The sequence below is a fragment of the Rickettsia fournieri genome, assembly GCF_900243065.1.
GTDB classification, from domain to species: Bacteria; Pseudomonadota; Alphaproteobacteria; order Rickettsiales; family Rickettsiaceae; genus Rickettsia; species Rickettsia rickettsii.
The window spans coordinates 652682-675867 of record NZ_LT978484.1 but is presented as its reverse complement, the minus strand read 5'-3'; the positions used below and the strand labels follow the sequence as shown (position 1 = coordinate 675867).

Here is a 23186-nt window from a genome sequence, read left to right as displayed (position 1 = left end):
ATGTTATATTTTTACCACATTGGCGTTATTCCTTATCAGGGTCATCCCGTGGCTTGACCGCGGGATCCAAAAAAAATAACTTAATAAGTATACATTTTTGATTTTTTTAGATGGATACCGCTACAAGCTTGCAGTATGACACCAAGAATTGGATCCCGTGGTCAAGTCACGGGATGACATATTTTCGTCTCACGGGATGACGAACTAATGATCCCCCTAATCTTTGTTAAATATTAGCACTTCAGCAGTATTTGCCCATTTTAGCATTTCGTCGTATTTAGTATGCCAAATACGCATAATTTCTTTTTCATATTCTACAATTTGCTCTTCTAATCCTTCAAATTGTTTCACCATTTGACGTGCTTTAGAAAATATCGTGTCATTAGTAACGTCAAAAACTTTTTTCAAATGACGGTCTTGTTCTTCTTTATAATTTAAATGAGCTGCTCTACCAAGCTCGGCATCTTTATGCATATTTTCACTTCTTATCTGTATTTCAAAATTACGTTTAGAGTGTAAAAGCTGCATTATATTATGAAGAGACTGATAGCCGTTGCTTTTTGGTCTATTGATATAATCTTTGGTGTATAACCAATCTAAATGCGGAGAACTCTTAACTACGTCCAAAGCATTATAGCATAGAGCTTTAGATTTAACTATAATCCTACATGCAATTAAGTCTTTCAATGCATCAATCGGCACTTCTTTCCTTGTCATCTTTTTTAAAACAGAATAAGGTTCTTTAAGACGCATATATATCTCATTTCTATATCTGCTTTATTTAAATCTTCTTTAAGCAGATTAATAATATCACAAATCAAATCCCCTCCTGCTATCTAAAATTCTCTATATCTCTATTCTTAGTAAATATTACCTATAGCTTTTAGAACTTAAATACACAAGACTGTTCATAACACTATTCAAGTAATTTATAAAATTAATTCTTTAACTAAAAATTAAAAAACAGATTAATAGTAAAAATAAATTTTTTCAATATAATTATTTAATTAATTTTAACTTAGATTAATTGGATAAGTTCCTTAATAGCCATTTTACGGCTAAATACCTGCCGTTGTGCAGTTCCGTTGTCATCCCGTGGCTTTATGACCACGGGATCTTACATCACAGACTATGTCCTAAAATACCGCGGTCGAACCGCGGTATGACATTAAATGAATAATAGCATTAAGCAATAAACAAGTCAGAAAATTTATCTATAGAACTTTCCGAAACACTACATAGAACTTCAGACATTTTGTTAAATTCTCCGGTACATTCAAGCACTATATCTACGCCTGCATCTAAAACTTCTTTGGTCATATCTGCCATACTACCGCTTAAAGCTTTCATATCTATTGCATCGGAAATAATAAGCCCTTTAAAGCCGATATTATTTTTAATATAGTCTATCACTTTTTTTGATAGGGTGGCAGGATTCTCAGGATCAAGAGCTTTATAAATTATATGTGCCGTCATAGCAAGTTTAATATTATCGTGCTTCGCGAGCTCCTTAAATACTTTAAAGTCTGTTTTTGCTAACTCTTCTATATCAGCATCGACAATAGGTAATTTTTTATGGCTATCCACCGTAGCTCTACCATGGCCCGGAATATGTTTTATACAAGCCCCAACTTTCTCTTCTTGTAATCCGTCTATAGCAGCTAAACATAAAGGCACGACTACTTCCGGCTCCCCGCCGAAACTTCTATCGCCGACTATCTTGTCTGCTCCTTCGTGGATCAAATCCGCTACCGGTGCAAAATCTAGATTAATTCCTACTTCTCTCAGCTCTTTCGCAATATCACTATAATTTTGTTTACATGCTTGGGGATCAGTAAAAGTTTGAGCAGCCGGAGCGTCATAAAAAGTCGGTGCTATGAGCCTTTGTACCCTACCGCCTTCTTGATCTATAGAGATGATAGTATTTTCCCCTAATACTTCTTTTATATCTGCAATAAGCTTAATAAGGGCTTCTTTAGCCTGCGCACCGTTATCATTCTTTCTAATATTACGACGGAATAAAATTACACCTAAAGGATTATGCTCTTCAAATAATTCTCTTTCGGCATCGGTTAATTCAGGACCAGATATACCTATAATTACTGGCTTTACCATTTGTCTTATTGTCATAATATGTTTCTTTCTTTTCTTTAAAACGTGATATGACAAGTACTATACGCACGTCATCGAGGAATCGGCAAGAATTTTTTTTATTTGAAGAGACAAATTATGGAAATTGGTAAGTAATATATCGATTCTAGAGGTAGAAAGATATGTAATATCTTTATTTAAAGATTTTTGGAGTAGATCAATATCATTAGCAGTATAATATTTTCTATTATTTATTTTATAATTAGATAAATCAGGGCTTTTTGTCTCTAGATATCTTAATTGATGTAAAGCAATATTTAAATGCTTAATCACTTCACTAGCAGAATAATATTTTTTTGTTAGCTTATTGTTTGTCATATACTCCGAATACAGATTTTGTTGCATGGCTCGTTTTATGTCATTCCCGCGTAGGCGGGAGTCCCCAAAAATAACCTTAATATTGATACACATTATTGACAAAATAAACCTAAAAAAACAAGTTTTTTATAGGTTTTACTGGATTCCCGCTTTCGCGGGAATGACATAAAAAGCATTTTCCGATACATGCAACAAGCCAACAAATTATAACGAAGTTCATCGAGTAGATTCATTAATTAAAGCTTTTAATTTAGAAGAAGGGACAAAACGTAAATTCTTTTTTGATTCTATAATTACCGGTGCTTTGGTATGAAAATTTATTCCGGGACGTGGATTTTTTTGTTTAACCTCAAAGCTACCAAAATTCTTTAAAGTTAATTTTTGCTCTTTTGCTATTTCTAAAATATTAGAAAAAACCGTATGAACTATTTCCTCGCATAAATTATTTGAAAAACCCAATTTAGAGCTTAACATAGCTGCAATTTTTTCTTTGGTAATAGTCATAAATAATACCGGTTTTTAATGGTATATTGTCCGCAGTCATTGCGAGGAGAAACTATAAGTTTCGACTAAGCAATCTCAGGAGTTGATCCTACTTTATGAGATTGCCGCGTCGATGCTACGCATCTCCTCGCAATGACGTTAAAAAATTACGACTTTGCTTTTTCTTTATCGTTATTATATTCGTTAATATTTTTATTTAGCTCTTCTAATTTATCCACTAGGTGCTGACGTATTTTTTCTTGCTTCTTGCTGCCTGCTTTTTTATAATCTTCCATTTTTGCTTTTACAGCATCTATAGATTTTTGCAGTTCTTCACCTTTTTTATCTTTCTGATCTTTCACATTCTTTTTTATCTCTGCAACGCTTTGGGCGATCTGATAATAAGTATTGCTTAAGGTCTGATTAAATTTATCGGCTTCCATTTGTGCTAGGTTTGTTAAATTGTCTTTTAATTCCTGTAAGTTTTCGGTAATTGTTTTTGTACTGCTTGTAGCTACTTCTTCAGTTTGCACTTCATTTGCTTTTGTGTCATCCTTGGTAGGCAAATCTGCAAAAATACTAGGTGTTAATAATAAAGTAGCGGTAGCACCTAATGTTATTAAAATTTTTTTCATTATATTCTCCAATTATTTATGTTTATTATTATATTGTTCAACTTTCTTACTTAAATCATCAAGTTTTTTTACAAGAGTTTGTCTATATTCTTCCACTTTATCATCTTTAATTTTCTGATAATCCTGTAACTCTTTCGTTAAATTTTTATATTGCGCTTTTATAGTTTCTAAAGAATGGTCTTTACTATCCTTAGCATATTCCTCTAAATCATTAATTTTGACGGATAATTTATCCTCTACTTCATGACATTTTTTATTAAAATCGACAGTAATAATTTTAGCAGAGTCCTTAAGATTTTTATGTAATTCTTCAAGTGCTGCACTTATAGTTCTTATAAAACCTCTTTATTGAAATAGTTAATAAAAATTAAACTTAAGTATTATATACCGGTATCATAAATAATATAATTATAAAAAGCAATTTTAAAAAGTACATATTGAATATATAGTTATTGTATCAAATAAATTTGAGGGTGTTATGACATTAGAACTAGGAAAAAAAGTTCCTGATTTATCTTTACACATAGGTCAAGATAACGTAATTAAACTATCGGATTTAAAAGGAAAATTCGTAATATTATATTTTTATCCGAAAGACGATACACCTGGATGTACTATTGAAGCACAAGATTTTAACAAGCTAAAACCGGAATTCGATAAACTTAATACGGTAATTATCGGAGTATCCAAAGATAAGCTTGACTCTCATGATAAATTTAAAGAAAAATATAGTTTAGGATTTGATTTAGCCTCTGATGCAAATTCAAATTTATGCGAACAATTAGGGGTATGGATAGAAAAATCAATGTTCGGTAAAAAATATATGGGTATTGATAGAGCTACGTTTTTACTTGATAAGGAAGGCATAGTTAAGCATATTTGGCGGTCGGTAAATGCTAAAAATCACGCTCAAGAAGTACTTGAGAAATTACGGACTATGCTTTCTTAAAATGTCATACCGTGGTTCATCTTTTTGTCATTGCGAGGAAATTGCATAACAATTGACGAAGCAATCTCAGGATATTTGACGAGATTGCCACGCAGCCTACGGCTGCTCGCAATGACGTTTCATTTCTTCCATCTATTGTGAAACCAAAACCATTGAGAAGGATTTTGCTTAACCCATTCTCCTAGCATTTGATTAATATTAAGCATAATATTATAGCAATCGGCTTTATTATCGCCGGTTTGCTCAAACTTTAATTGCGGGTGAACTATTACTTTAAAATAACTGCCTTTAGTTCTAATGATTTGGCAAGGTATAATTGGATATTTATACTGCAAAGCAATTTTAGCGATGGCGCTTGCAGTCATAGCAGGATGCCCTAAAAAAGGCACTTCAATTCCATCGTTCATTTTTTGATCAACAAGCATAACAATAGATTCACTCTCCTTGATAGCCCTGACTAAAGCTCTGCTACCTTCAGGACCTTTCGGTATAAGTCTTAATTTATCACCGGCACGACTTTCATTAACCAACTTGTTAACATACGGGTTATTTGCTTTACGATAAATTACGGCAACTTTCGGATAAAATTTATGAAGAATCTTAATACTAATATCCCAATTGGCAAAGTGACCGCTAAATAATAAAAAAGGTTGTCCTTCAAGTTTTTTAATATTTTCTATGCCGATTATTGCGATTCTACGCTCTAACTCGGCTTCATCCATCTTGCTAACATATGTAAATTCACCGATAAACCTACCGAAATTATCCCAAGTTTGATCTATGATTTTTTCAACATCACACATATCGCCGAATACTACTTTAATATTTCGTCTAGCAATTTTATTAACAGCAAATAATATACCGACTTTTCTTGCTATAAAACTACAAATATCCGCTGCTTTATCTACACCGAATATTCCTATTACTTTCAGGAATATAACAACGATAAAATACTCAATTAAATATCTAAGCTTTTTTAAAAATTTTTTCATTTAATAAATCAGGATGGTTTATAGATAATTCTACATCTAGACAGACAATATTATTATTTAAATCATTAAACTTAACATGATCTTTTCTTGTAGTAACTAAGGTAGCATTATGCTCTTTAGCTAATGAATATAAATTTTCTAAATCTGCTTGTAAATAATTATAATGATCAGGAAAAATTTTGTAACCGGTTATATTTAATCCGTAATTTTTTAAAGTCGCAAAGAAACGCTCAGGATTACCGATACCGCTAAAAGCAAAATAATTTTTAGTTTTATCTATATTATTTGAAGGAACTATTTGAGCATTTATTAACTTATTGACATAAGGAGTTAAAATATTCGGTATTTTATCTTGGTGGCTACTGACTAAAAAAATTAAATCAGCTGCATCAAGGGCTTTATTTGGATATTGTCTTAAAGGACCGGCAGGAATTAGAAAACCGTTGCCGAAAAGCCTTTGGCTATCTACTGAGACTATAGTAAAGTCTTTATGAAAATAAGGATTTTGTAGGAAATCATCAACTATTATTATATCAGGTTTAAGCTCGTTAATTAACGGCACAATCTCTTTAATATTTTTAGTAGCAATAACTGCTCCGTACTTTGCAAGTATTACCCCCTCATCTCCTACCTCTAATGCTGTATGTCCTTGATGTATGGTAGTTGCACTTTTAAGGTTACTACCATAAGCCTTAGTTACTATTACAAAACTTACATTTCTAGCTTTTAGTAATTTGGCTAGATACATTACTATCTGCGTCTTACCCGTACCTCCTACGCTACAATTACCGACACAAATAACTTTAGCAGGCAACATAATAGGACGTGCTAAACTAGCTCGTAAATAGCCTAAAAATTGATATATCAAGCTTATAGGCAAAAGCAAATAAGCTATAATATTTCGCTTCTGCCAAAATTCAGGATATAAAAGTTTGATCATAGTTTAACATTTACGGTAGTTAAAAATAAAGTCAAATGGATTGATTGCTTTATTATCTAACAGAATTTCAAAATGCAAATGTTCACCCGTTGCATTACCAGTGCTTCCTTGTATACCGATAAATTGACCACGCTTAATTTTATTTCCTTCCTTGACTGACATTTCTTTTAAATGAGCATATTTCGTAACAAATTTGCGTCCATGTTTAATCTCAACAAAATTCCCGTAATCAGGTGCTCTAGCGGCTTTTATAACAATTCCGCTTGCTGCTGCATATATCGGTGCTGCTTTTTTAGCTTGTAAATCAATACCGCTATGGAAACATTTCTTTTTTCTTTTCTTTTTATGAGGACTTGTCCTAGTTCCGTAATGGCTAGTAATTTTCGGCTCATATTCCGGCATCATAAGCGGTATTGTACTAATTATTTTATCAAGCTTGGTTAATTCTGAGATATTATTCCTATGAGTTTGTTTTTTTGCAAAATAGCTAGCTTCCGGTTTAGAGAGAAACTTATATTTTGAATTTAGTTTTGTTACAACTGCCTTTATATCAGCTATTTTTATTTCGGCTGCTTTATTAAATTCTGCCGGGTTTTTATTATGTAATTTGTGTAAAAAAATCTTATTTTGTTTAGGGTTATTAATTATTAGACCTAAGTTTTTTGCATATATACATTTGCTATTTTTGTTTGTTAAATCATACTGTACTACTAAATCCGCATGGCTGATTTTATATTTTTGCTTTAATTGAGATGAAGTAGTAGCAAGTAACGTAGTATCACTAGATTTTTTAATACTGCTACAACCTTGAACAAGAAAAACTATAAACAGTAAAAAGATATATTTTTTAAAAGACATTAAAGATAAATGTATGTAAATTTCAAATTAAGAGTACCACTTAAAATATTCTGTTAATTTCTCTAATTCTCCTCTAATATTTGGAGGGTTAATTAACATTAACCCACACTTTACCATATTTTTATCACTATTTAAAAGCTCATATTCAATAATCATAGTTTCTTTAAATCGGATATTTTTGTAATTATGGTAAAAATCACGGACTAAAGATAAATCTTTTATAGGATACCAAATTAAGACAGTATTATTAAGAACTCGTAGCTTAATTTTTTTAAGTGCTTCAAGTAATTTTTGAAACTCATTTTTTACTTCAAAAGGCGGATCAAGAAAAATTAATCCTCTATTCTCTTTAAATGGTAGCAAAGCTTTGATAGCATTATAAGCATCTATATTATGCGTATCATTTGGTAATAATTTTTTTAAACTTAAATAATCGCTTGGATGAAGTTCGCAGGCAATTAAGCGATCATTTGGTCTTAATAATTGTTTAATTATAAAAGGTGAACCTGGGTAGTGACTTTTGCTTGCTATATTTATTATATTTAAAAAAGTTTGTAAGAGCTGAGGAATAGGATCGGTAGCTTGCAGTAATTTATTAATTCCCGTATCGCTTTCTAGAGTTTTAGAAGCCGCCTCCGAGTTTAAATCGTAAAGACCTAGACCAGCAAAAGCATCTAAAACCGCAAAAGGTTTTTCTTTTTTCTTGAACTGTTCTAAAATATTAATTAGGACTAAATGTTTGACTATATCGGCAAAATTGCCTGCATGATAAATATGACGATAGTTCATTTTAAATTAATCATAAATTTCACTTCTATGAGTAACTCGCGTGCATGGCTCTATGTCATTCCCGCGAAAGCGGGAATGACATAGAGCATATACTTTATAAACCATATTTCTTTTTTAAGAATTCCGTTGCTTCTGCTGAAGTAAGTAATTTATTATTATTGCTTCTTGCTAAAGCAGTTTCTGCATCTTCTCTATCTTCTTTTAGTTCACGTAAATAATTTTAATGGCTTCTCGTATTAGTTTAGATTTAGGCATCTCGTCTAATTTAACTACAGTAATTATATATTATATCATAGTATAATTTACTGTGCAATCTTTCGTAAAAGCAGTGTAGATTAATACTATAGCCTTTAATTAGATATTCTTTAAGTAAGTTAGTAGCCCATTTTCTGAAAGCGATCCCTCTCTTAGAATTTACCCTATATCCTACTGATATTATCATATCTAAATTATAGTATTCTACTTGGTATGTTTTACCATCAGCGGTAGTATGTGCAAAATTTGCACATACTATATTGTCTAGTTTTCTTTCTTTTAGAATTTTATTAATATGTTTTTTAATAACTATTCTATCTTTGTCAAAAAGTTTAGCATTGCCTAGAAAAAGTTGTTTTATAGTGTAGTTTAGCTTTCCTATGTCATTCCCGCTTTCGCGGCAATGACATCGAGTTTTTTATTTACTATCATTTAGTTAGCAATGCCTTGCTTTAAACATTTTTTATAAGCGTAAGCCATTCTTCTTCATCAATAATTTTAATATTAAGCTCTTTAGCTTTTTTAAGTTTACTGCCTGCATCAACGCCGGCTACCACTAAATCCGTGTTCGATGATACGCCAACTGCAACTTTAGCCCCAAGCTTCTCAGCCGTTGCTTTAGCTTCCGCTCTAGATATCGTCGGTAAACTACCGGTAAATACGACTATCTTGTCCGTTAAACTACTCTGTTCTCTAGTCTCTTTATAATCTTCAATACTTAATATTTCACCAAGTTTTTTGATAAGCTCAATATTTTCTTTAACATCAAAAAAATCAATAATATCTACTAAAATCTTATCACCGATTCCTTCTAAATTGTTTAGTTTTTGATAAATATCAGGCTCATTTGTTCTAAGCAATTCCATTTGAGCTATAAAATTATTATAGCTGCCAAATTCTCTAGCAAGTAATTTAGCATTTTGTTCACCGATATGCCTTATGCCTAATGCATATATAAATCTTGGCAAACTAACGTTTTTTGATTTTTCTATATTTTTAAAAAGATTTTCTACTGATTTTTTACCCCATCCATCCATATTTTCAAGTTTTGCTAAGCTAGAGTCATTTTTTTCTTTTAAAAAGAAAATATCTAAAGGATTACTAATCAATCCCTTATCTATTAAAAACTCAACTTGCTTACGCCCAAGCCCCTCAATATCCATAGCATTTTTCGATACAAAATGACGGATACGCTCATAATTCTGAGCAGGGCAGTTAAGGCCATTATCACAGCGTATAATAATATCTTCAGGCGTATAATGCAACCTAGAATTGCATGATAGACAAAATAAAGGAGTATCAAACGTTGCTGTATCATTAGGACGTTTATCAAAATCAACTCCCATGATTTTAGGAATAACGTTACCAGCACGTTGCAGGAATACATAATCCTTAATCCGCAAATCTTTTCGTGCAATTTCTTGGAAATTATGTAATGTTGCTCTGCTAACAGTTACCCCACCTATTTCTATGGGTTCAAGTTCGGCTACCGGCGTTAACGTACCAGTTCTACCGACCTGTACAGTAATAGAAAGTAACTTTGTTTGTCCTATTATTGCAGGAAATTTATGAGCGGTAGCAAAGCGTGGACTTCGTGCAATAAAGCCCATTCTATTTTGCAGTGCAAAATCATTTAGCTTATATACTACTCCATCAATTTCATAAGGTAAATTTTCTCTGTTTGTTTTGAGATATTCGTAAAAGGCGAAAATTTCTTCTTCAGAACTCGCAAGTTTAGATATTTCATTAATGTTAAAGCCGCATTCTTTTAATTTTGTAAGTAATTGATCTTGTGAAGAAGCGATATTCTGTTCAGTTACCCCTCCTGAATATACAAAATATTTGAGTGGTCTTTTAGCCGTAATAGAAGCATCAAGCTGACGAAGTGATCCGGCAGCAGCATTACGAGGATTGGCAAATTTATCCTTGCCCTGCTCTTCTTGTTCTTTATTTAGATTTAAAAAATCTTGTTTTTCAATATAAATTTCCCCTCGTACTTCTAAAAACTCCGGAACATTATCTATTTTATGAGGAAAATTTTTGATTGTTTTAATATTTGCTGTTATATCTTCACCGACATATCCGTCACCTCTTGTAGCTCCCGTTGTAAACACCCCGTTTTTATAAACAGCAGAAAAAGACAAACCATCTATTTTAGGTTCACAAAAGATAGGAGCAAACTCATTAAGGCGTAAGAAATTTTTTATACGGTCTACAAAATCTCTCACATCTTGCTCATCAAAAACATTACTGAGAGATAGCATAGGCACTTGATGCGTAACTTTAGCAAATTTATTTGCTATTTTAGCCCCTACTTTTTTGCTAGGACTATTTTCTAAAATTAAATGAGGAAATTTTTGTTCTAACTTGAGATTGGTATTAAATAGCTGATCATACTCGCTATCAGAAACTAAAGGATTATCTTCTATATAATAAGCATGGTTATACGCTGCTATTTTATCAGCGAGTTCTTCTAGTAATTTTTGTGCTTCCTCTTCAGATATTAAATCAATATTTTGCATTAGTAGTTCATACTTTTATTTTAATTTACAATCAAATCCAATTCCTAAAATTTTTATTTTCTTCAAAATCGCTAATTGCTCGTTTTAGTCTTTCAGCATTTTTAGGACTTTTGAACAAGTATAGTTTCCTCCATAGCATTATGATCTTCAAGCGACATAATAACCACCGGTTTTTGTTTTTGTCTAGTTACAATCACTGAAATGTGATCTGCACAAACTTTTTTCATAACATAACCTACTTAAGTACGTTTACATGTAATAAGGCATGTTTTATAACTAGTCACTTTAAGAATCAAAATCAAAATCTTTACCTAGTTTAATATATGCTCTAATACGGCTCATGAGATTTTGGAAATATGTTAAATTATGCCATGTCATTAGCATAGAGCCAAGTATTTCACCGATTCTAACTAAATGATGTAGATAAGCTTTACTATAGTTTCTACAAGCAGGACATAGGCAATCATGTTCTAGCGGCTTGTTATCATCGGCATATTTGCTATTGCGGATATTTACCGTACCGTATTTCGTAAAAGCCTGACCGTTGCGACCTGAGCGTGTCGGGATTACGCAGTCAAACATATCTATACCCCTGCTAACCGCACCTATAATATCAGCAGGCTTACCGACTCCCATTAAATAACGCGGTTTATTTTGCGGCAGAAAATCAGGAGCATAATCAAGTACTTTAAACATAAGCTCCTGCCCCTCACCTACTGCAAGTCCACCTATAGCATAACCCTCAAAATCAAGTTCTACTAGATCCTTAGCCGATTGCTCACGTAATTCTTCATAAACGCTACCTTGAATAATACCGAATTGTGCATAGCCTTCCCGCTTCACAAAAGCATTACGTGATCTATTCGCCCATCTAGTCGTAAGCTGCATAGAAGTTTTAGCTTCTTCAAAGGTTGCAGGGTAAGGCGTACATTCATCAAAAGCCATAGTGATTGTGCTACCGAGCAGATATTGTATTTCGGTAGAACGCTCAGGAGTTAACATATATTTATCGCCGTTAATATGAGAGCTGAAACTTACTCCCTCTTCGGTTATCTTGCGTAACTTCGATAGCGACATTACCTGAAAACCGCCAGAATCGGTTAATATCGGCTTATCCCAATTCATGAATTTATGTAAGCCACCAAGCTGTACTATACGTTCAGCAGTCGGCTGAAGCATTAAGTGGTAAGTATTGCCAAGCAATATATCCGCCCCCGTTTCTGCTACCGATTCAGGTAGCATTGCCTTAACCGTTCCTCTAGTTCCAACTGGCATAAAAGCGGGAGTACGCATCTCACCGTGTGCGGTTACGATAATACCGCTTCTAGCTTTTTTATGCTGATGATGAATATTAAAAGAAAATTTTGACACTGATAATCACTTATTTTTAAAAGCAATATCTTAGCATACTATAGTTTATCCTGGAATATAAAAATTAAGATTAAAAGCAGGTATCACCTAAAAGCAGTTGTTTTATGCTGTAATTTAGCCTTCCGATGTCATTCCCGCGTAATGATAATCTGTTCAACTCTAAATAATTATAGTCATTGACTTATTTTAATTACTTCTATAGATTACTTTTCTTAAATGATAATTAAACTCTGTCCTTCATAATATAATCTAATTTATAAGAGTTAAAATATGGAAAATAAAGAAGAAGAAACTTTAACCTCTGAGTTAGATGAAGAGGAGGAAAAGCGTTGAAAAGCTCAAAATGCAAGGAAAGAGCTTAAGTTAATATTAATAACATTTGCTATTATTCTCACTAGTTTTTTAACTTTTTGTTATTTCTTTTTTAACTATATAGAAGAAAAAGCAGCAGGGTATAAATTACAGCAAGAACAAGAAGCAAAAATAAATAATAACACAAAATGAAATTGTTTAAATACAATGTAACCAAAAGCTATTAATCTATTTAAAGTTAAAAAATTATTTGTTATTACAATTTTTAAACTTTTGCTTTAATTGTAATCAACTATTATTAATATAAATAAAATAACTTTTATGGAAGCTATAAACTCTTGGAAAGAAAAGTTTGAAATCTGTGTTTATGCTAAAAAGCTACTTGATAAACTCGAATATTTAAACACTAAAGTAAAAAATCCTGTTGATATAGAGGAAGTTAAAACAGGTATCTACTACGCTCGTAAATATCATGGTTCACAAATGCGTCAGTCAGGCGATCCGTATTATTGCACCCGATCGAAGTAGCGATTATGCTTGCAGAGTTTGTAGCAGACGAAGCGCCTAAGCTTTTTACTTCTAATATGATAAATGCTGCTCTACTTCACTATACTATTGAGGATACAGAACTTACTGAAAAGATGATCATCAAAATTTTTGGTAAAGAAATAGCAAAACATGTAGAAGGTTTAACTAGAATTAAACCGCACGGACAAATCAGTGTCGAGGAAAGCTTAAACCTATTAATTAAGCAAAAAAGATATGATACCGCACTTATAAAATTATTTGATCGTATTCATAATGTACAAACATTAGCAGCTAAATCACCTGAAAAAGCGAAGCAGATCATTGTGGAAACATTTAAGAAGTTTCTAGTTGTTGCTATACATTTAGAGTGTTATGAAATTGAAGAAAAGTTTAATGAAATTTGCTATAGGTTTTTATACAAAGATAAATTTTTTCAACAAAAATAAATATCATTATTCACTATGAATAACCTACTTCTTTTTCCAACTTTTGAAAATGATTTAGACCAAACATACAAATTATAAGTAATGGAACCATCACAACAAACAAACCATATTGCCCCAAATATTTGGTTAAATATATAAATTCCAAACTAAGTGATTATACACATTAAGGCTCTAGAAACAGCATATATTATACTACTGTAAAGCGTTTAAAAACCGGAAAATGCCTAAAAAAGATTGAAACAGCAGGAACAGTATCAAATGAACATATTATCAAACCTATTTGAATTAAAAGAAGCTGGAAAGGTGTAGTTGTACTTTTTAAAAGGTATGGTGCAAATAGAATAAATATAAAGAGTAAAGCTAATTTTACTCTAAGAATTTTTAAAGGATCTATTTTATAACTTAGAAAACATATTAAAGACATACTAGCTAGGTGGAACATTGAAATAATAAAATTATGATGAATAACCTGAGCTGCACTATATCCAAATGCATTCTTTAAAACTTCACCACAAGTAATATAAGTATAGTAGAAAATATGGGCCAAGCACAACTCATTATGAAAAAATATATAGTTGTCTTCTTATTAGGTTTTTGGTAAAAAATCTCATTGTTTTTTAATTCTTTTTTGTCGATATTTGCTTTTTCATATTTTCGTAAAAGTCTAGCACTTGCATCTACACAATCAGGCTTTTCTCTAAGATGAGCTCTAGCGTAGCCTCTCACAACTGCAATAATTGCACCTATCCAAATGGCAAGACGCCAATTAAATCCTTGAGTAGTAACTAAAGATACTATAGCTAAAGCTACAGTTGTCCCAATTACTGATGCTACGGCGATAAAAGAAACTACGGGATATTGTATAGGTGGTTTTGTAATTTCAGTTAAATAAAGTTCTGCTACTACTATTTCACCTACAGACGCTATACGGGACTGTTGCGAGATAATTTTTAATAGTAAAATGAGAGGAAAACAGATAAATAAATATTTAGCTCTGTCCAAATATTTTTAAAAAGAAATTCTGTTTAATATTGAGATAAAATTTATTCAATAGTATAGTAATTTAATAGAGATTTGTTTACAGAGTTAGGATTTTTATTAACAAATTTCTCTAAGCTATTAAAGTTGTTAAAACCACTAATCGTTTTAAATTAAAACATATGGCATTCATAAATTCAGAGAATTGATTTTTGGCAATTCCTATATATCTAACCCGTTTATTATCTTTTGAAAATACCCTCTCAAAAGGTGCTCTGATTTTCGTATAATATTTATCAAGGTCAAAATTCTTATCTTTCATATTATTTTTCTTTATTGAGCAAAGATGGAACCCCTTTTTAGCTGCTGCATTCTTGGCAGAGATTGTACAATAACCTTTATCAACATATGTAGCACCGGAGCTTGGCATAACATGCTTAAAACCTTTGCTATCAGTAACATTTGCAGGGGTAACTGCAACCTTATTGATCATTCCTGATTGAATATCGACACTCACATGTTTTTTATAACCATACCAAAATTTATTTGCTCCCTTACAGCCAATTTTAGCTTGTTTATCCTTTACAACCTTAGGCAGAGTCTCATTATTCAATTTATCATATTTTTGTGTTCTTAGTTTATCACGTTCCTCCCAAAGATTAGCTTTTGAGATTAAATGAGAAGCATCTACAAAGGTAAATACTTCACCCATATAGCCTTGTGCTCGTAGTTGATCTCGGAATTTTACAAATATTTTTGATAGTAAATTAGTGCCTATTTTTTTACGTATTTTACTAAATACACTATAATCAGGCGTCTTCTCTGTAAGAGCAAAATCACAAAACCATTTTGCCGCTGTGCTATCAGCTAAATAACGTTCCAATTCCCGATCCGATAAGTCTTCCATAAATTGCAGCAGCAAACATTTAAACAGCCTCACTATACCATAGCCTTTATAGTTAGCTTCGCATTCTACTGCTAATAACTCAGCTTCAACTGCTTTAAAATTGAATAAACTTTTGAATTTACGATATTGATGATCCACACTTATTAACTCATCTAAACTTACCATTATCATTTGATACTCAGACATATGAACATATTTTTTGTTTTTTTTAATTATACCTGCTATCCTCTCATCTCGCAACAGTCCCTATACCTTGAATTGCACGGCAAATTGTGATTAATACAGCAGCAAAATAACCTACTTGTTCATAAGTAGGAGCATTTGCCATAATTATACAGGATAAAGCCATTAAGGTAGATAATAACAGTAGATTTTCGCCCTAATTTGTATCACCTATTCGACCAAAAACATATGCTCCTAGTGGTCTAAATATAAAGGTAGAACAAAAGGTAAAGGCAGAGAGAAGAGAAGCTGCACTCGAATCATATTTAGGAAAGAACAATTCATTTAACAATACTGCTAAATGGACGTACAACATTAAATCAAAATACTCAAGAAAAGTAGCTGTAGATAAAATTCCCGTGGCTTCTTTTTGGTCGCTTGTTAAACTTCTCTGTTCTTTTTCATAGCCTAGCATAAATTCTTTACAAAAAATTAAATTGTAAAGAAATTTATACTGTTTTATATAAAAGTCAATAGAAAATTTCGCTTTACACGATAAATAAGAAAAGGAAGTGCAATTTAATATATTTCGTGAATTGATAGAGAAAAGCTATAATATATTGCGATGTTTTTTATAGTTGTAATTATATAGATTTCACTGTATTCCCCAGTAAATAGTAACGTTAAAAGCAAGAAACAAACTAATAATTAGTACTTTAAATTTACTTTACTTTATTTTATTAGCATGATAGATATGTGATATAATTGAAAGAAAAAATAAATAATATACAGCAATGGTTCATTTTTAGATTGAAAAACAAAATACTGTACTATCATTGGTAGTTATAATTAAATATATTCAAAATATGCTTTTTCAATCACTAAATTTATACTCTATCTTAGTTGCAGGTCTTACAGCTACTGTTATCGTGTTGATGCGTCAATTATCTTATTACAAACAGCAAATTATTAATAAGGATTTAAAAATAATACCTGCATATTTTGATAAAAAAATGTTATATAAAATTCTTAATAATAACTGCGATAGATATTCTGCTCTTGAAATGATTAAATCATATTTTAAGTTGAAAATCGCAAGATCGTTATCATATGAAGAACTTGAAAATGATAAGCAATTAAGCGAATTATTTAGAGATTATTTAAACTATTTTATTGATGATTTTATATCAAAATCCGATAAATCAGTTGCAGTAAATAAAGTGTTTAGTATACAAGATGAACATAACAATACTCATAAATCATATGCGTTTTTAGAGAAAAATAAAATATCGGACAAAACACATAAAATGCTTATATATGTCAAAGTGCCTTATATAATGACCCAAGACGACGAAGAAAGCTTAAACACTTTCATACACTTGGCTAAGATAATGTAGATTGCCCAAAAACAAAATCAGACACTCAAATGACAAATTTAAGAGTGAGCTTAACGAAGTCGTATAAGCGAATCTTACAAAATTCGGCATCAAGAGCTTAATATAGAAATTATTCCGCTTTGCATAAGAAAATAAAATTCCAGACTATCCGAACAATCACAATAATTAGCAATAATTATTAAAACTAAACCTAGAATATTAAAAAAATAGACAAATGGTTTGCCATAAGATTTCTCTTCTTGTTTAATGCTACTTTTTAATAATTCATATATTAGAGATTTTAACATTGAATTACCTATTTCATAAGAATAGCGAGCAATACACCTGCACCAAAAGCGTAAGCGAGATTCCGCAAAGGGTGGTCACGTGTCGACTCACATAAATCCGCTACATTAGCTTTACCTTTATCCATTACTTTATCTTTATAATGTTCCATAACGGGATGATAAATTACCTAACTGCTCATCTAGAATATCTCCGGATTTACCTTTTAAATTACGTAATCTTGACACTAAGCTTTCAATATCTTTTTTGATACCTTCGACATCTGCTGTAGCAGAGTTTGAATTTGATTCTTTTATAATTTACTCCTTTATTAGTTTACATTTTGTTAAGCAAATTATTTTGCCTACAAAACTTATACGATGCTCCTCTTATAAGAACTTTACAATAGCTTAAATAATAAAAAAACCGAATCTAAACTAGATTCGACTAAATTTAATGATTTTTTATTTCGTATTACTTCTACTTACTACCGAATGAAGAAACAATTTTATTAATTAATGATTCAATATTAATTGCTGATTGAGTATATTTTATCTCTTCATTAGCCGCTAAATTTTCATCGTCATTACCCGGTACAATTGAAATATATTTACCTCCAAGTAACCCGCTGGTGACTACTTGGGCTTTAGAATCTTTAGGTATTTTAACATCATCATTAATATTTAGATATACACTTGCATCAAAGCTATTTGGATCTAAAGTAATTTGCTTTACACTACCGATTTTTATACCTGAAATCATTACGTCGCTTCCAACTGCTATCCCTTCCGCACTTTGGAAATGAGCAGTTACCTGATAGCCTTTTGAGCTAGTTATAGAACTACCTGTTTTGTAGGCAAAAATCAAAAATAGCAAAGCAATAATTAATACTACAAAGCCTATAATTGTTTCAATAATGTTCTGTTGCATTGTTTTTTATATTTTATTAATTAATTACGGTTGCCATCTATTATATTTAAGATTTGATGTTTTAGGCAGCTTTTTAACTATTTTATTATTCTTTTGCCATGGAAAAAGCTGAATATTTTTTGGTATCTCATTTACTAAATGATGTAACCAAGCGTGCCAACTTGGCGGAATTTTTGTAGGTTCATTTACATTTTTATAAATAACAAACCTCCTTGGACGCCCTAAATAATCAATATTACGGCTTTCATAATATTGATTCAAAAACTCATCTTCTCCTACTTTTTTGTGAAAAAAAGTAATAAAAAACTTATCTATCCACGACATTTTAAAATTTCTATAGCAGTTTCTCTTCCTTGCACTGCAAGTTTATCGGCAGCAATATTACCGCTATTATTTGCATGACCTTTTACCCATTTCCAAATAATAGTATGTTTACTCAATTCTGCGTATAATTTTTGCCATAAATCGGCATTTTTAACGGGTTCATTGTTGCTTTTACACCAATTATTTTTTATCCAATTATGAATCCAAGCGGTAATTCCTTGTTGCAAATATTTACTATCGGTATAAATCTCAATATTACAAGATTTTTTTAAAATCCTCAAGGCTTCAAGTGCTGCCGTAATTTCCATACGATTATTAGTCGTATCTAACTCATACCCAAATACTTCTTTGCTAGTATCATTAAATTGAAGCAAAGCTCCCCACCCTCCGGGACCTGGATTACCCGCACATGCACCATCAGTATATATCACTACTTTTGAATCCATAATATGCATTAACTAGGTTTAGGTTTAGAAGAATTACGAAACTTATCTAACATTATAACATTTGGACTTGAAGATGATGAAGTCTGATAACTTTTATTATTACTTATTTCCTCTTCATGTTGAGGATTTTCATGTATATTTAACGACTGATTAAAAGTGAGACTGTAATTATTATTGGAATCAACAAAGCTAATAAGTGCATCAAAAGGTACGTAAATTATTTCTTTAACACCGTCAAAACTTACCGTTAAAGAAAAGCCCGTATCATTTACTATTAAATTTTCAAACTGATATTGCAGTACTATTGTTATCTGTTTCGGATATGCCTGTTTAACTTTTGAAGGTAAAATTACCGCAGGGTTATCGGTTCTGTACGATATGTATATTAACTGATCCCAATATAAATTTTCATGCTGAATTTTTGTTAGAATTTTTTTCACAAATTCTAGCATATATTCATGCACAAATTTTTTATATTCAATATTCATACGAGAAAAATAAATAAAAATAGGTCGACGAAGTTTAATTTGAACAGTTTACGTCATTACGAGGAAAAACTGTAAGTTTTGACGAAACAATCTCAGGAGTCCTACTTTATGAGATTGCCACATTCTCTACGTTCGTTTGCAATGACAAGATCAACCGTTTTTAGGCAATGCCAATTTTTTAAATTAAACAAGTAAGTGAGGGTTTTTCTGTTGCCCGGCACACCCTCCAGCCGCGTAGGATTAAGCTGCTAAAGCTAAACGCCCTACAGAACGATTATTATCGTTTGCGTTTCTTTGTTTTGACCCATATGGCATAAGCCATCGGCGGAATCATCCCGAGTAAAAGCAATCTTTTTATTAGGCACGTCGATCCTATTTCGCCCCCCAAAAATACTCGATGAACTTCGTATTGTCTACTCTTTAAGAGTTATTACATATTTAAACTTTTCTAAATGACGTAGCTAATAAAGAGAAATTTGAAGGCGACACGGAACGCAGAACCGCAGGGTACACGCAAGTAATGTGAGGATTCGAATACCGGAGCGACGTACAAATTACCTTTAGGAGCAAGTTATTTAGAAAGTTTTGGTGGAGGCGTCGGGTACTGCCCCCGAGTCCGCAACCTCTATTCTAAATTACGTTTATTACTATAGCTATATTAGCACCAAATATTATGCCTTAATTTGATTAAAATGTAAAGGTCAAATAAGAATTCTAGATTTATATTAAAAATGGACTTATAATAAATGTTTAGAATTCTAAATTAAAAACTTAATTATGCTACCAAATCTTGGAATTATTGCCGGCAGAGGTTCATTACCTTACTTAATAGCAGGTAATTATACAAAGCAAGGCGGTAATTGCTATATCGCGGCAATTAAAGACGAAGCTGATATAGATCAAATTAAAGATTTTGAATATAAGATTTTAAAAATCGGTATGGTCGGGGAAGCTATAAAATATTTTAAGGAGCATAAGGTAAAAAATATTATTTTTATCGGTGGAGTTAATAGACCGAATTTTAAAAATTTAGCCGTAGATAAAATAGGCGGTTTATTGCTTTTCAAAATAGTTGGGCAAAAAATTCGAGGAGATGATAGTTTGCTAAAAACAGTAGCGGATTTTTTTGAAAGTTACGGTTTCAAGGTAATTTCAAGTAATGAAATATATAAAAATCAACAAGATAACTCCAATATTATAACCGATACTAACCCTATAAGTTCAGATAAAAATGATATTGAGCTTGGAATAAAATTATTGAATCATCTAAGTGCATTCGACATTGCACAATCGGTTATAGTTGAAAGTGGCTACATACTTGGTATAGAGGCTGCCGAAGGAACGGATAATTTAATAACGAGATGTGCAGATTTACGTAAAAATCCTCATGGAGGAGTATTAGTAAAAATAGCGAAATTAGGTCAAGATAATAGACTAGATATGCCGACGATCGGTCCTAATACTATAAAGAATCTTGCTAAATATAATTACAAAGGGATAGCGATTCAAAAAAATAACGTAATTATAGTCGAAGAAGAATTAACTATAAAACTCGCTAATGAACATAAAATTTTTATAACAAAATGTTAGCAATAGGTATTACCGGTAGCTATGCATCGGGTAAAACTTTTATGTTGGATTATTTAGCAGAAAAAGGATATAAAACTTTTTGTGCCGATAGATGCATAAAAGAATTATATCAAGATGTAGTTTTGCAAACTCAGATTTTAAAATTACTACCTGAACTTGAGTCTTTCAATATTGGAAAAATCAGTAATTTAATTTACAATAACGACCTAGCTAGAGAAAAACTACAAAATTTTATTTACCCCTTACTAATAGATAAACTCATTTTCTTTAAAAAAGAAAATGCTAATTCCAAATTTGGCTTTGCCGAAATACCGCTGCTTTATGAAGCTAAATTTGATAAATATTTTGATTTTGTCGTAACAATATACTGCTCTGAAGAAATAAGAATGCAAAGAGCAATAACGAGATCTTCGTTTGATATAGAAATTTATAATAAAATCAAAGAAATTCAACTATCACAAGAGAGCAAAATAGCAAAAGCAGATTTTGCTATAAATAGCGGCGTTGATATGTTAGACTTGGAAAAACAAATAGCGAAGCTAATAAAGGATTTGAAATGTCGAGTTTAAGAGAAATAATTTTAGATACCGAGACTACGGGACTTGACCCACGACAAGGTCATCGAATCGTTGAGATCGGTGCTATTGAGATGGTAAATAAGGTATTAACAGGCAGGAATTTTCATTTTTATATTAATCCTGAGCGAGATATGCCGTTTGAGGCTTATAGAATTCATGGCATATCCGGCGAATTTTTAAAAGACAAGCCTCTATTTCATACAATAGCCGATGATTTTTTAGAGTTTATTTCAGATAGCAAACTGATTATTCATAATGCTCCTTTCGATATTAAATTTCTAAATCACGAATTATCATTATTAAAAAGAACCGAAATTAAACTCTTGGAACTAGCAAATACTATTGATACTTTAGTAATGGCTAGAAGCATGTTTCCAGGCTCAAAATATAATCTTGATGCATTATGTAAAAGATTTAAAGTTGATAATTCAGGTAGGCAGCTTCACGGAGCTTTGAAAGATGCAGCATTACTTGCAGAAGTATATGTAGAGTTAATGGGCGGTAGACAATCCGCTTTTAAAATGGTTGATAAATCTGCCAGAATAAATAATTTAGCAACTAATCAAGTAAATAACAAAACAGAGCAAGCTACTATTGTTATTAAACCTACAAAAGAAGAGCTGCAAAAACATAAAGAGTTTCTCAGTAGGATTTTAAAAACTGCTTAGTAAAACGTCATTGCGAGGAGAGGCAAAGCCTCGACGTGGCAATCTCAGGGATTTTATATTATTTCATGAGATTGCCACGCTCCTTTTAGTCGCTCGCAATGACGATTATCAACAATCCCCTTAAAACTTATCTATGAAAACAAATTTTCTTGTATTTATAACCTTTACAATACTTATCTCTTTAGGCTTTTGGCAGCTTAGTCGTTTAAAAGAAAAGAAATTATTTTTAGCTTCAATGCAAGCTAACCTAACCTCACCTGCAATTAATTTAGCAGAAATTCAAGACGGTTTACCTTATCACAAAGTAAAAATTACCGGTCAATTTTTGCCTAATAAAGACATATATTTATACGGTAGAAGGTCAATGTCGAGTGCAAAAGACGGATATTATTTAGTTACTCCTTTTAAAACCATAGAAGATAAAGTTATTTTAGTAGCACGAGGTTGGTTCAGTAATCGCAATAAAAATATTATCACGCAAGCTACAAACGACCGGCAGCACGAGATTATCGGTGTTACCATGCCATCAGAAAAAACTCGTATCTACTTACCTGCTAACGATATAAAAAATAATGTGTGGCTAACGCTAAATTTAAAAGAAACATCCAAAGTGTTAGGCTTAGATCTTGAGAATTTTTATATTATTGCGGAAGGAAAAGATATTAGCAATCTAGATATTTTATTACCTCTTGCAATAAATCATTTAGCAGCAATCAGAAATGACCATTTAGAATACGCCCTAACTTGGTTTGGACTTGCTATTTCTTTAATCGTAATATATGTAATTTATCGGCGTCGTTATATGGCTGTGGATGTCATCCCGCGAGCTTGTAGCGGGATCCAGAAAAATAATTAAAAAGACTGGACCCCGTGGTCAAGCCACGGGGTAACAGTAGAAAATCGAT

Annotated in this window: 24 protein-coding genes, 1 other RNA gene and 7 pseudogenes; 9 read left to right on the top strand and 23 right to left on the bottom strand. The window is 31.7% G+C overall.

Features of this window, described 5'->3' with window-relative positions; genetic code table 11:
- Positions 1 to 216 precede the first annotated feature (216 nt).
- The 5 genes and pseudogenes from C4Q30_RS06755 to C4Q30_RS06735 form a co-directional block, all read right to left on the bottom strand.
- Positions 217 to 821, bottom strand: a pseudogene (locus C4Q30_RS06755) (bifunctional (p)ppGpp synthetase/guanosine-3',5'-bis(diphosphate) 3'-pyrophosphohydrolase).
- A 364-nt stretch (positions 822 to 1185) separates the two neighbouring features.
- Positions 1186 to 2130, bottom strand: a complete 945-nt coding sequence (gene nagZ / locus C4Q30_RS06750) for a beta-N-acetylhexosaminidase (protein ID WP_024704343.1) — start codon at positions 2128 to 2130, stop codon at positions 1186 to 1188.
- A 42-nt stretch (positions 2131 to 2172) separates the two neighbouring features.
- Positions 2173 to 2469 (bottom strand): MerR family transcriptional regulator, encoded by a 297-nt coding sequence (locus tag C4Q30_RS06745; protein WP_103897756.1) that lies wholly within the window; start codon positions 2467 to 2469, stop codon positions 2173 to 2175.
- A gap of 216 nt (positions 2470 to 2685) precedes the next feature.
- Positions 2686 to 2973, bottom strand: coding sequence for an HU family DNA-binding protein (locus C4Q30_RS06740; RefSeq protein ID WP_014014705.1), 288 nt, complete (start codon positions 2971 to 2973; stop codon positions 2686 to 2688).
- Positions 2974 to 3119: 146 nt separating this feature from the next.
- Positions 3120 to 3587, bottom strand: a complete 468-nt coding sequence (locus C4Q30_RS06735) for a hypothetical protein (RefSeq protein WP_103897564.1) — start codon at positions 3585 to 3587, stop codon at positions 3120 to 3122.
- 478 nt (positions 3588 to 4065) lie between these two features.
- On the opposite strand from C4Q30_RS06735, the gene bcp reads away from it, so the two are divergent.
- On the top strand, positions 4066 to 4536 hold the full coding sequence (gene bcp / locus C4Q30_RS06725) for a thioredoxin-dependent thiol peroxidase (RefSeq protein WP_014014707.1): 471 nt from the start codon (positions 4066 to 4068) through the stop codon (positions 4534 to 4536).
- 119 nt (positions 4537 to 4655) lie between these two features.
- On the opposite strand, the gene C4Q30_RS06720 is transcribed toward bcp, so the two are convergent.
- From C4Q30_RS06720 to rlmJ, 4 genes and pseudogenes are all read right to left on the bottom strand, one after another.
- A complete protein-coding gene (locus C4Q30_RS06720; RefSeq protein WP_014014708.1) occupies positions 4656 to 5528 on the bottom strand; it encodes a lipid A biosynthesis lauroyl acyltransferase in 873 nt (290 codons plus the stop codon).
- Positions 5503 to 6468 carry a tetraacyldisaccharide 4'-kinase gene (lpxK, locus tag C4Q30_RS06715; protein ID WP_103897562.1) on the bottom strand — a complete coding sequence of 322 codons (966 nt, stop codon included), beginning with the start codon at positions 6466 to 6468 and terminating at the stop codon, positions 5503 to 5505. Before lpxK ends, C4Q30_RS06720 begins: the two co-directional genes overlap by 26 nt.
- Before the next feature lie 3 nt (positions 6469 to 6471).
- Positions 6472 to 7326 carry a M23 family metallopeptidase gene (locus C4Q30_RS06710; protein WP_103897561.1) on the bottom strand — a complete coding sequence of 285 codons (855 nt, stop codon included), beginning with the start codon at positions 7324 to 7326 and terminating at the stop codon, positions 6472 to 6474.
- A pseudogene (gene rlmJ / locus C4Q30_RS06705) lies at positions 7326 to 8115 on the bottom strand (23S rRNA (adenine(2030)-N(6))-methyltransferase RlmJ). Before rlmJ ends, C4Q30_RS06710 begins: the two are co-directional and overlap by 1 nt.
- A 44-nt stretch (positions 8116 to 8159) precedes the next feature.
- Between rlmJ and C4Q30_RS09135 the strand changes: the two are divergent.
- Positions 8160 to 8333 carry a hypothetical protein gene (locus C4Q30_RS09135; RefSeq protein WP_209445215.1) on the top strand — a complete coding sequence of 58 codons (174 nt, stop codon included), beginning with the start codon at positions 8160 to 8162 and terminating at the stop codon, positions 8331 to 8333.
- Between the two features lie 47 nt (positions 8334 to 8380).
- On the opposite strand, the gene rhuM is transcribed toward C4Q30_RS09135, so the two are convergent.
- The 4 genes from rhuM to tgt all read right to left on the bottom strand — a co-directional run bounded on the left by rhuM (position 8381) and on the right by tgt (position 12263).
- Positions 8381 to 8629, bottom strand: coding sequence for a RhuM family protein (rhuM, locus tag C4Q30_RS06695; protein WP_121539703.1), 249 nt, complete (start codon positions 8627 to 8629; stop codon positions 8381 to 8383).
- 193 nt (positions 8630 to 8822) lie between these two features.
- Positions 8823 to 10892, bottom strand: coding sequence for an NAD-dependent DNA ligase LigA (ligA, locus tag C4Q30_RS06690; protein ID WP_103897559.1), 2070 nt, complete (start codon positions 10890 to 10892; stop codon positions 8823 to 8825).
- Positions 10893 to 10993: 101 nt separating this feature from the next.
- Complete coding sequence (locus C4Q30_RS10300; RefSeq protein WP_280641682.1) at positions 10994 to 11119, bottom strand: type II toxin-antitoxin system Phd/YefM family antitoxin; 126 nt, start codon at positions 11117 to 11119, stop codon at positions 10994 to 10996.
- 58 nt (positions 11120 to 11177) lie between these two features.
- Entirely contained in the window at positions 11178 to 12263 is a 1086-nt protein-coding gene (tgt, locus tag C4Q30_RS06680) for a tRNA guanosine(34) transglycosylase Tgt (RefSeq protein ID WP_103897558.1), read from the bottom strand.
- 270 nt (positions 12264 to 12533) lie between these two features.
- On the opposite strand from tgt, the pseudogene C4Q30_RS09945 reads away from it, so the two are divergent.
- Positions 12534 to 12767 (top strand): annotated as a pseudogene (locus tag C4Q30_RS09945) (RP671a family tick cell line-upregulated protein).
- Between the two features lie 129 nt (positions 12768 to 12896).
- A pseudogene (locus C4Q30_RS06670) lies at positions 12897 to 13549 on the top strand (HD domain-containing protein).
- A 498-nt stretch (positions 13550 to 14047) separates the two neighbouring features.
- Here the strand turns inward: C4Q30_RS06670 and C4Q30_RS09940 are convergent.
- From C4Q30_RS09940 to C4Q30_RS09935, 3 genes and pseudogenes are all read right to left on the bottom strand, one after another.
- Positions 14048 to 14551 (bottom strand): MFS transporter, encoded by a 504-nt coding sequence (locus C4Q30_RS09940; RefSeq protein ID WP_245207524.1) that lies wholly within the window; start codon positions 14549 to 14551, stop codon positions 14048 to 14050.
- Between the two features lie 109 nt (positions 14552 to 14660).
- Positions 14661 to 15599 carry a transposase gene (locus C4Q30_RS06650; protein WP_280641661.1) on the bottom strand — a complete coding sequence of 313 codons (939 nt, stop codon included), beginning with the start codon at positions 15597 to 15599 and terminating at the stop codon, positions 14661 to 14663.
- Positions 15600 to 15672: 73 nt separating this feature from the next.
- Positions 15673 to 16071, bottom strand: a pseudogene (locus C4Q30_RS09935) (MFS transporter); the annotation flags it as partial.
- Positions 16072 to 16432: 361 nt separating this feature from the next.
- On the opposite strand from C4Q30_RS09935, the gene C4Q30_RS06635 reads away from it, so the two are divergent.
- The gene (locus tag C4Q30_RS06635; RefSeq protein ID WP_103897556.1) at positions 16433 to 16993 is read left to right on the top strand and encodes a hypothetical protein; all 561 of its coding nucleotides are present in this window, start codon (positions 16433 to 16435) and stop codon (positions 16991 to 16993) included.
- Between the two features lie 92 nt (positions 16994 to 17085).
- Here C4Q30_RS06635 and C4Q30_RS06630 read toward each other — a convergent pair.
- The 7 genes and pseudogenes from C4Q30_RS06630 to ssrA all read right to left on the bottom strand — a co-directional run.
- Positions 17086 to 17280, bottom strand: a pseudogene (locus C4Q30_RS06630) (hypothetical protein); the annotation flags it as partial.
- Positions 17281 to 17288: 8 nt separating this feature from the next.
- Positions 17289 to 17574: pseudogene (locus tag C4Q30_RS10545) on the bottom strand (hypothetical protein).
- A gap of 163 nt (positions 17575 to 17737) precedes the next feature.
- Complete coding sequence (gene mlaD / locus C4Q30_RS06620; protein WP_004997581.1) at positions 17738 to 18187, bottom strand: outer membrane lipid asymmetry maintenance protein MlaD; 450 nt, start codon at positions 18185 to 18187, stop codon at positions 17738 to 17740.
- Positions 18188 to 18211: 24 nt separating this feature from the next.
- A complete protein-coding gene (locus C4Q30_RS06615) occupies positions 18212 to 18511 on the bottom strand; it encodes an NADH-ubiquinone oxidoreductase subunit NDUFA12 family protein (RefSeq protein WP_017442576.1) in 300 nt (99 codons plus the stop codon).
- On the bottom strand, positions 18499 to 18966 hold the full coding sequence (gene rnhA, locus C4Q30_RS06610; protein WP_004997577.1) for a ribonuclease HI: 468 nt from the start codon (positions 18964 to 18966) through the stop codon (positions 18499 to 18501). Before rnhA ends, C4Q30_RS06615 begins: the two co-directional genes overlap by 13 nt.
- Positions 18966 to 19445 carry an SspB family protein gene (locus C4Q30_RS06605; RefSeq protein WP_014014721.1) on the bottom strand — a complete coding sequence of 160 codons (480 nt, stop codon included), beginning with the start codon at positions 19443 to 19445 and terminating at the stop codon, positions 18966 to 18968. Before C4Q30_RS06605 ends, rnhA begins: the two co-directional genes overlap by 1 nt.
- Before the next feature lie 194 nt (positions 19446 to 19639).
- Positions 19640 to 20148, bottom strand: a transfer-messenger RNA (tmRNA) gene (gene ssrA, locus C4Q30_RS06600).
- A 74-nt stretch (positions 20149 to 20222) separates the two neighbouring features.
- Here ssrA and C4Q30_RS06595 point away from each other — a divergent pair.
- From C4Q30_RS06595 to C4Q30_RS06580, 4 genes are all read left to right on the top strand, one after another.
- Entirely contained in the window at positions 20223 to 21035 is an 813-nt protein-coding gene (locus C4Q30_RS06595) for an LpxI family protein (RefSeq protein WP_103897555.1), read from the top strand.
- Positions 21029 to 21604 carry a dephospho-CoA kinase gene (gene coaE, locus C4Q30_RS06590; protein WP_103897554.1) on the top strand — a complete coding sequence of 192 codons (576 nt, stop codon included), beginning with the start codon at positions 21029 to 21031 and terminating at the stop codon, positions 21602 to 21604. Before C4Q30_RS06595 ends, coaE begins: the two co-directional genes overlap by 7 nt.
- Complete coding sequence (dnaQ, locus tag C4Q30_RS06585; protein ID WP_103897553.1) at positions 21592 to 22281, top strand: DNA polymerase III subunit epsilon; 690 nt, start codon at positions 21592 to 21594, stop codon at positions 22279 to 22281. The genes coaE and dnaQ overlap by 13 nt, the downstream gene beginning before the upstream one ends.
- Positions 22282 to 22414: 133 nt before the next feature.
- Positions 22415 to 23137, top strand: coding sequence for an SURF1 family protein (locus C4Q30_RS06580; protein WP_103897552.1), 723 nt, complete (start codon positions 22415 to 22417; stop codon positions 23135 to 23137).
- The last annotated feature ends 49 nt before the right edge of the window (positions 23138 to 23186 follow it).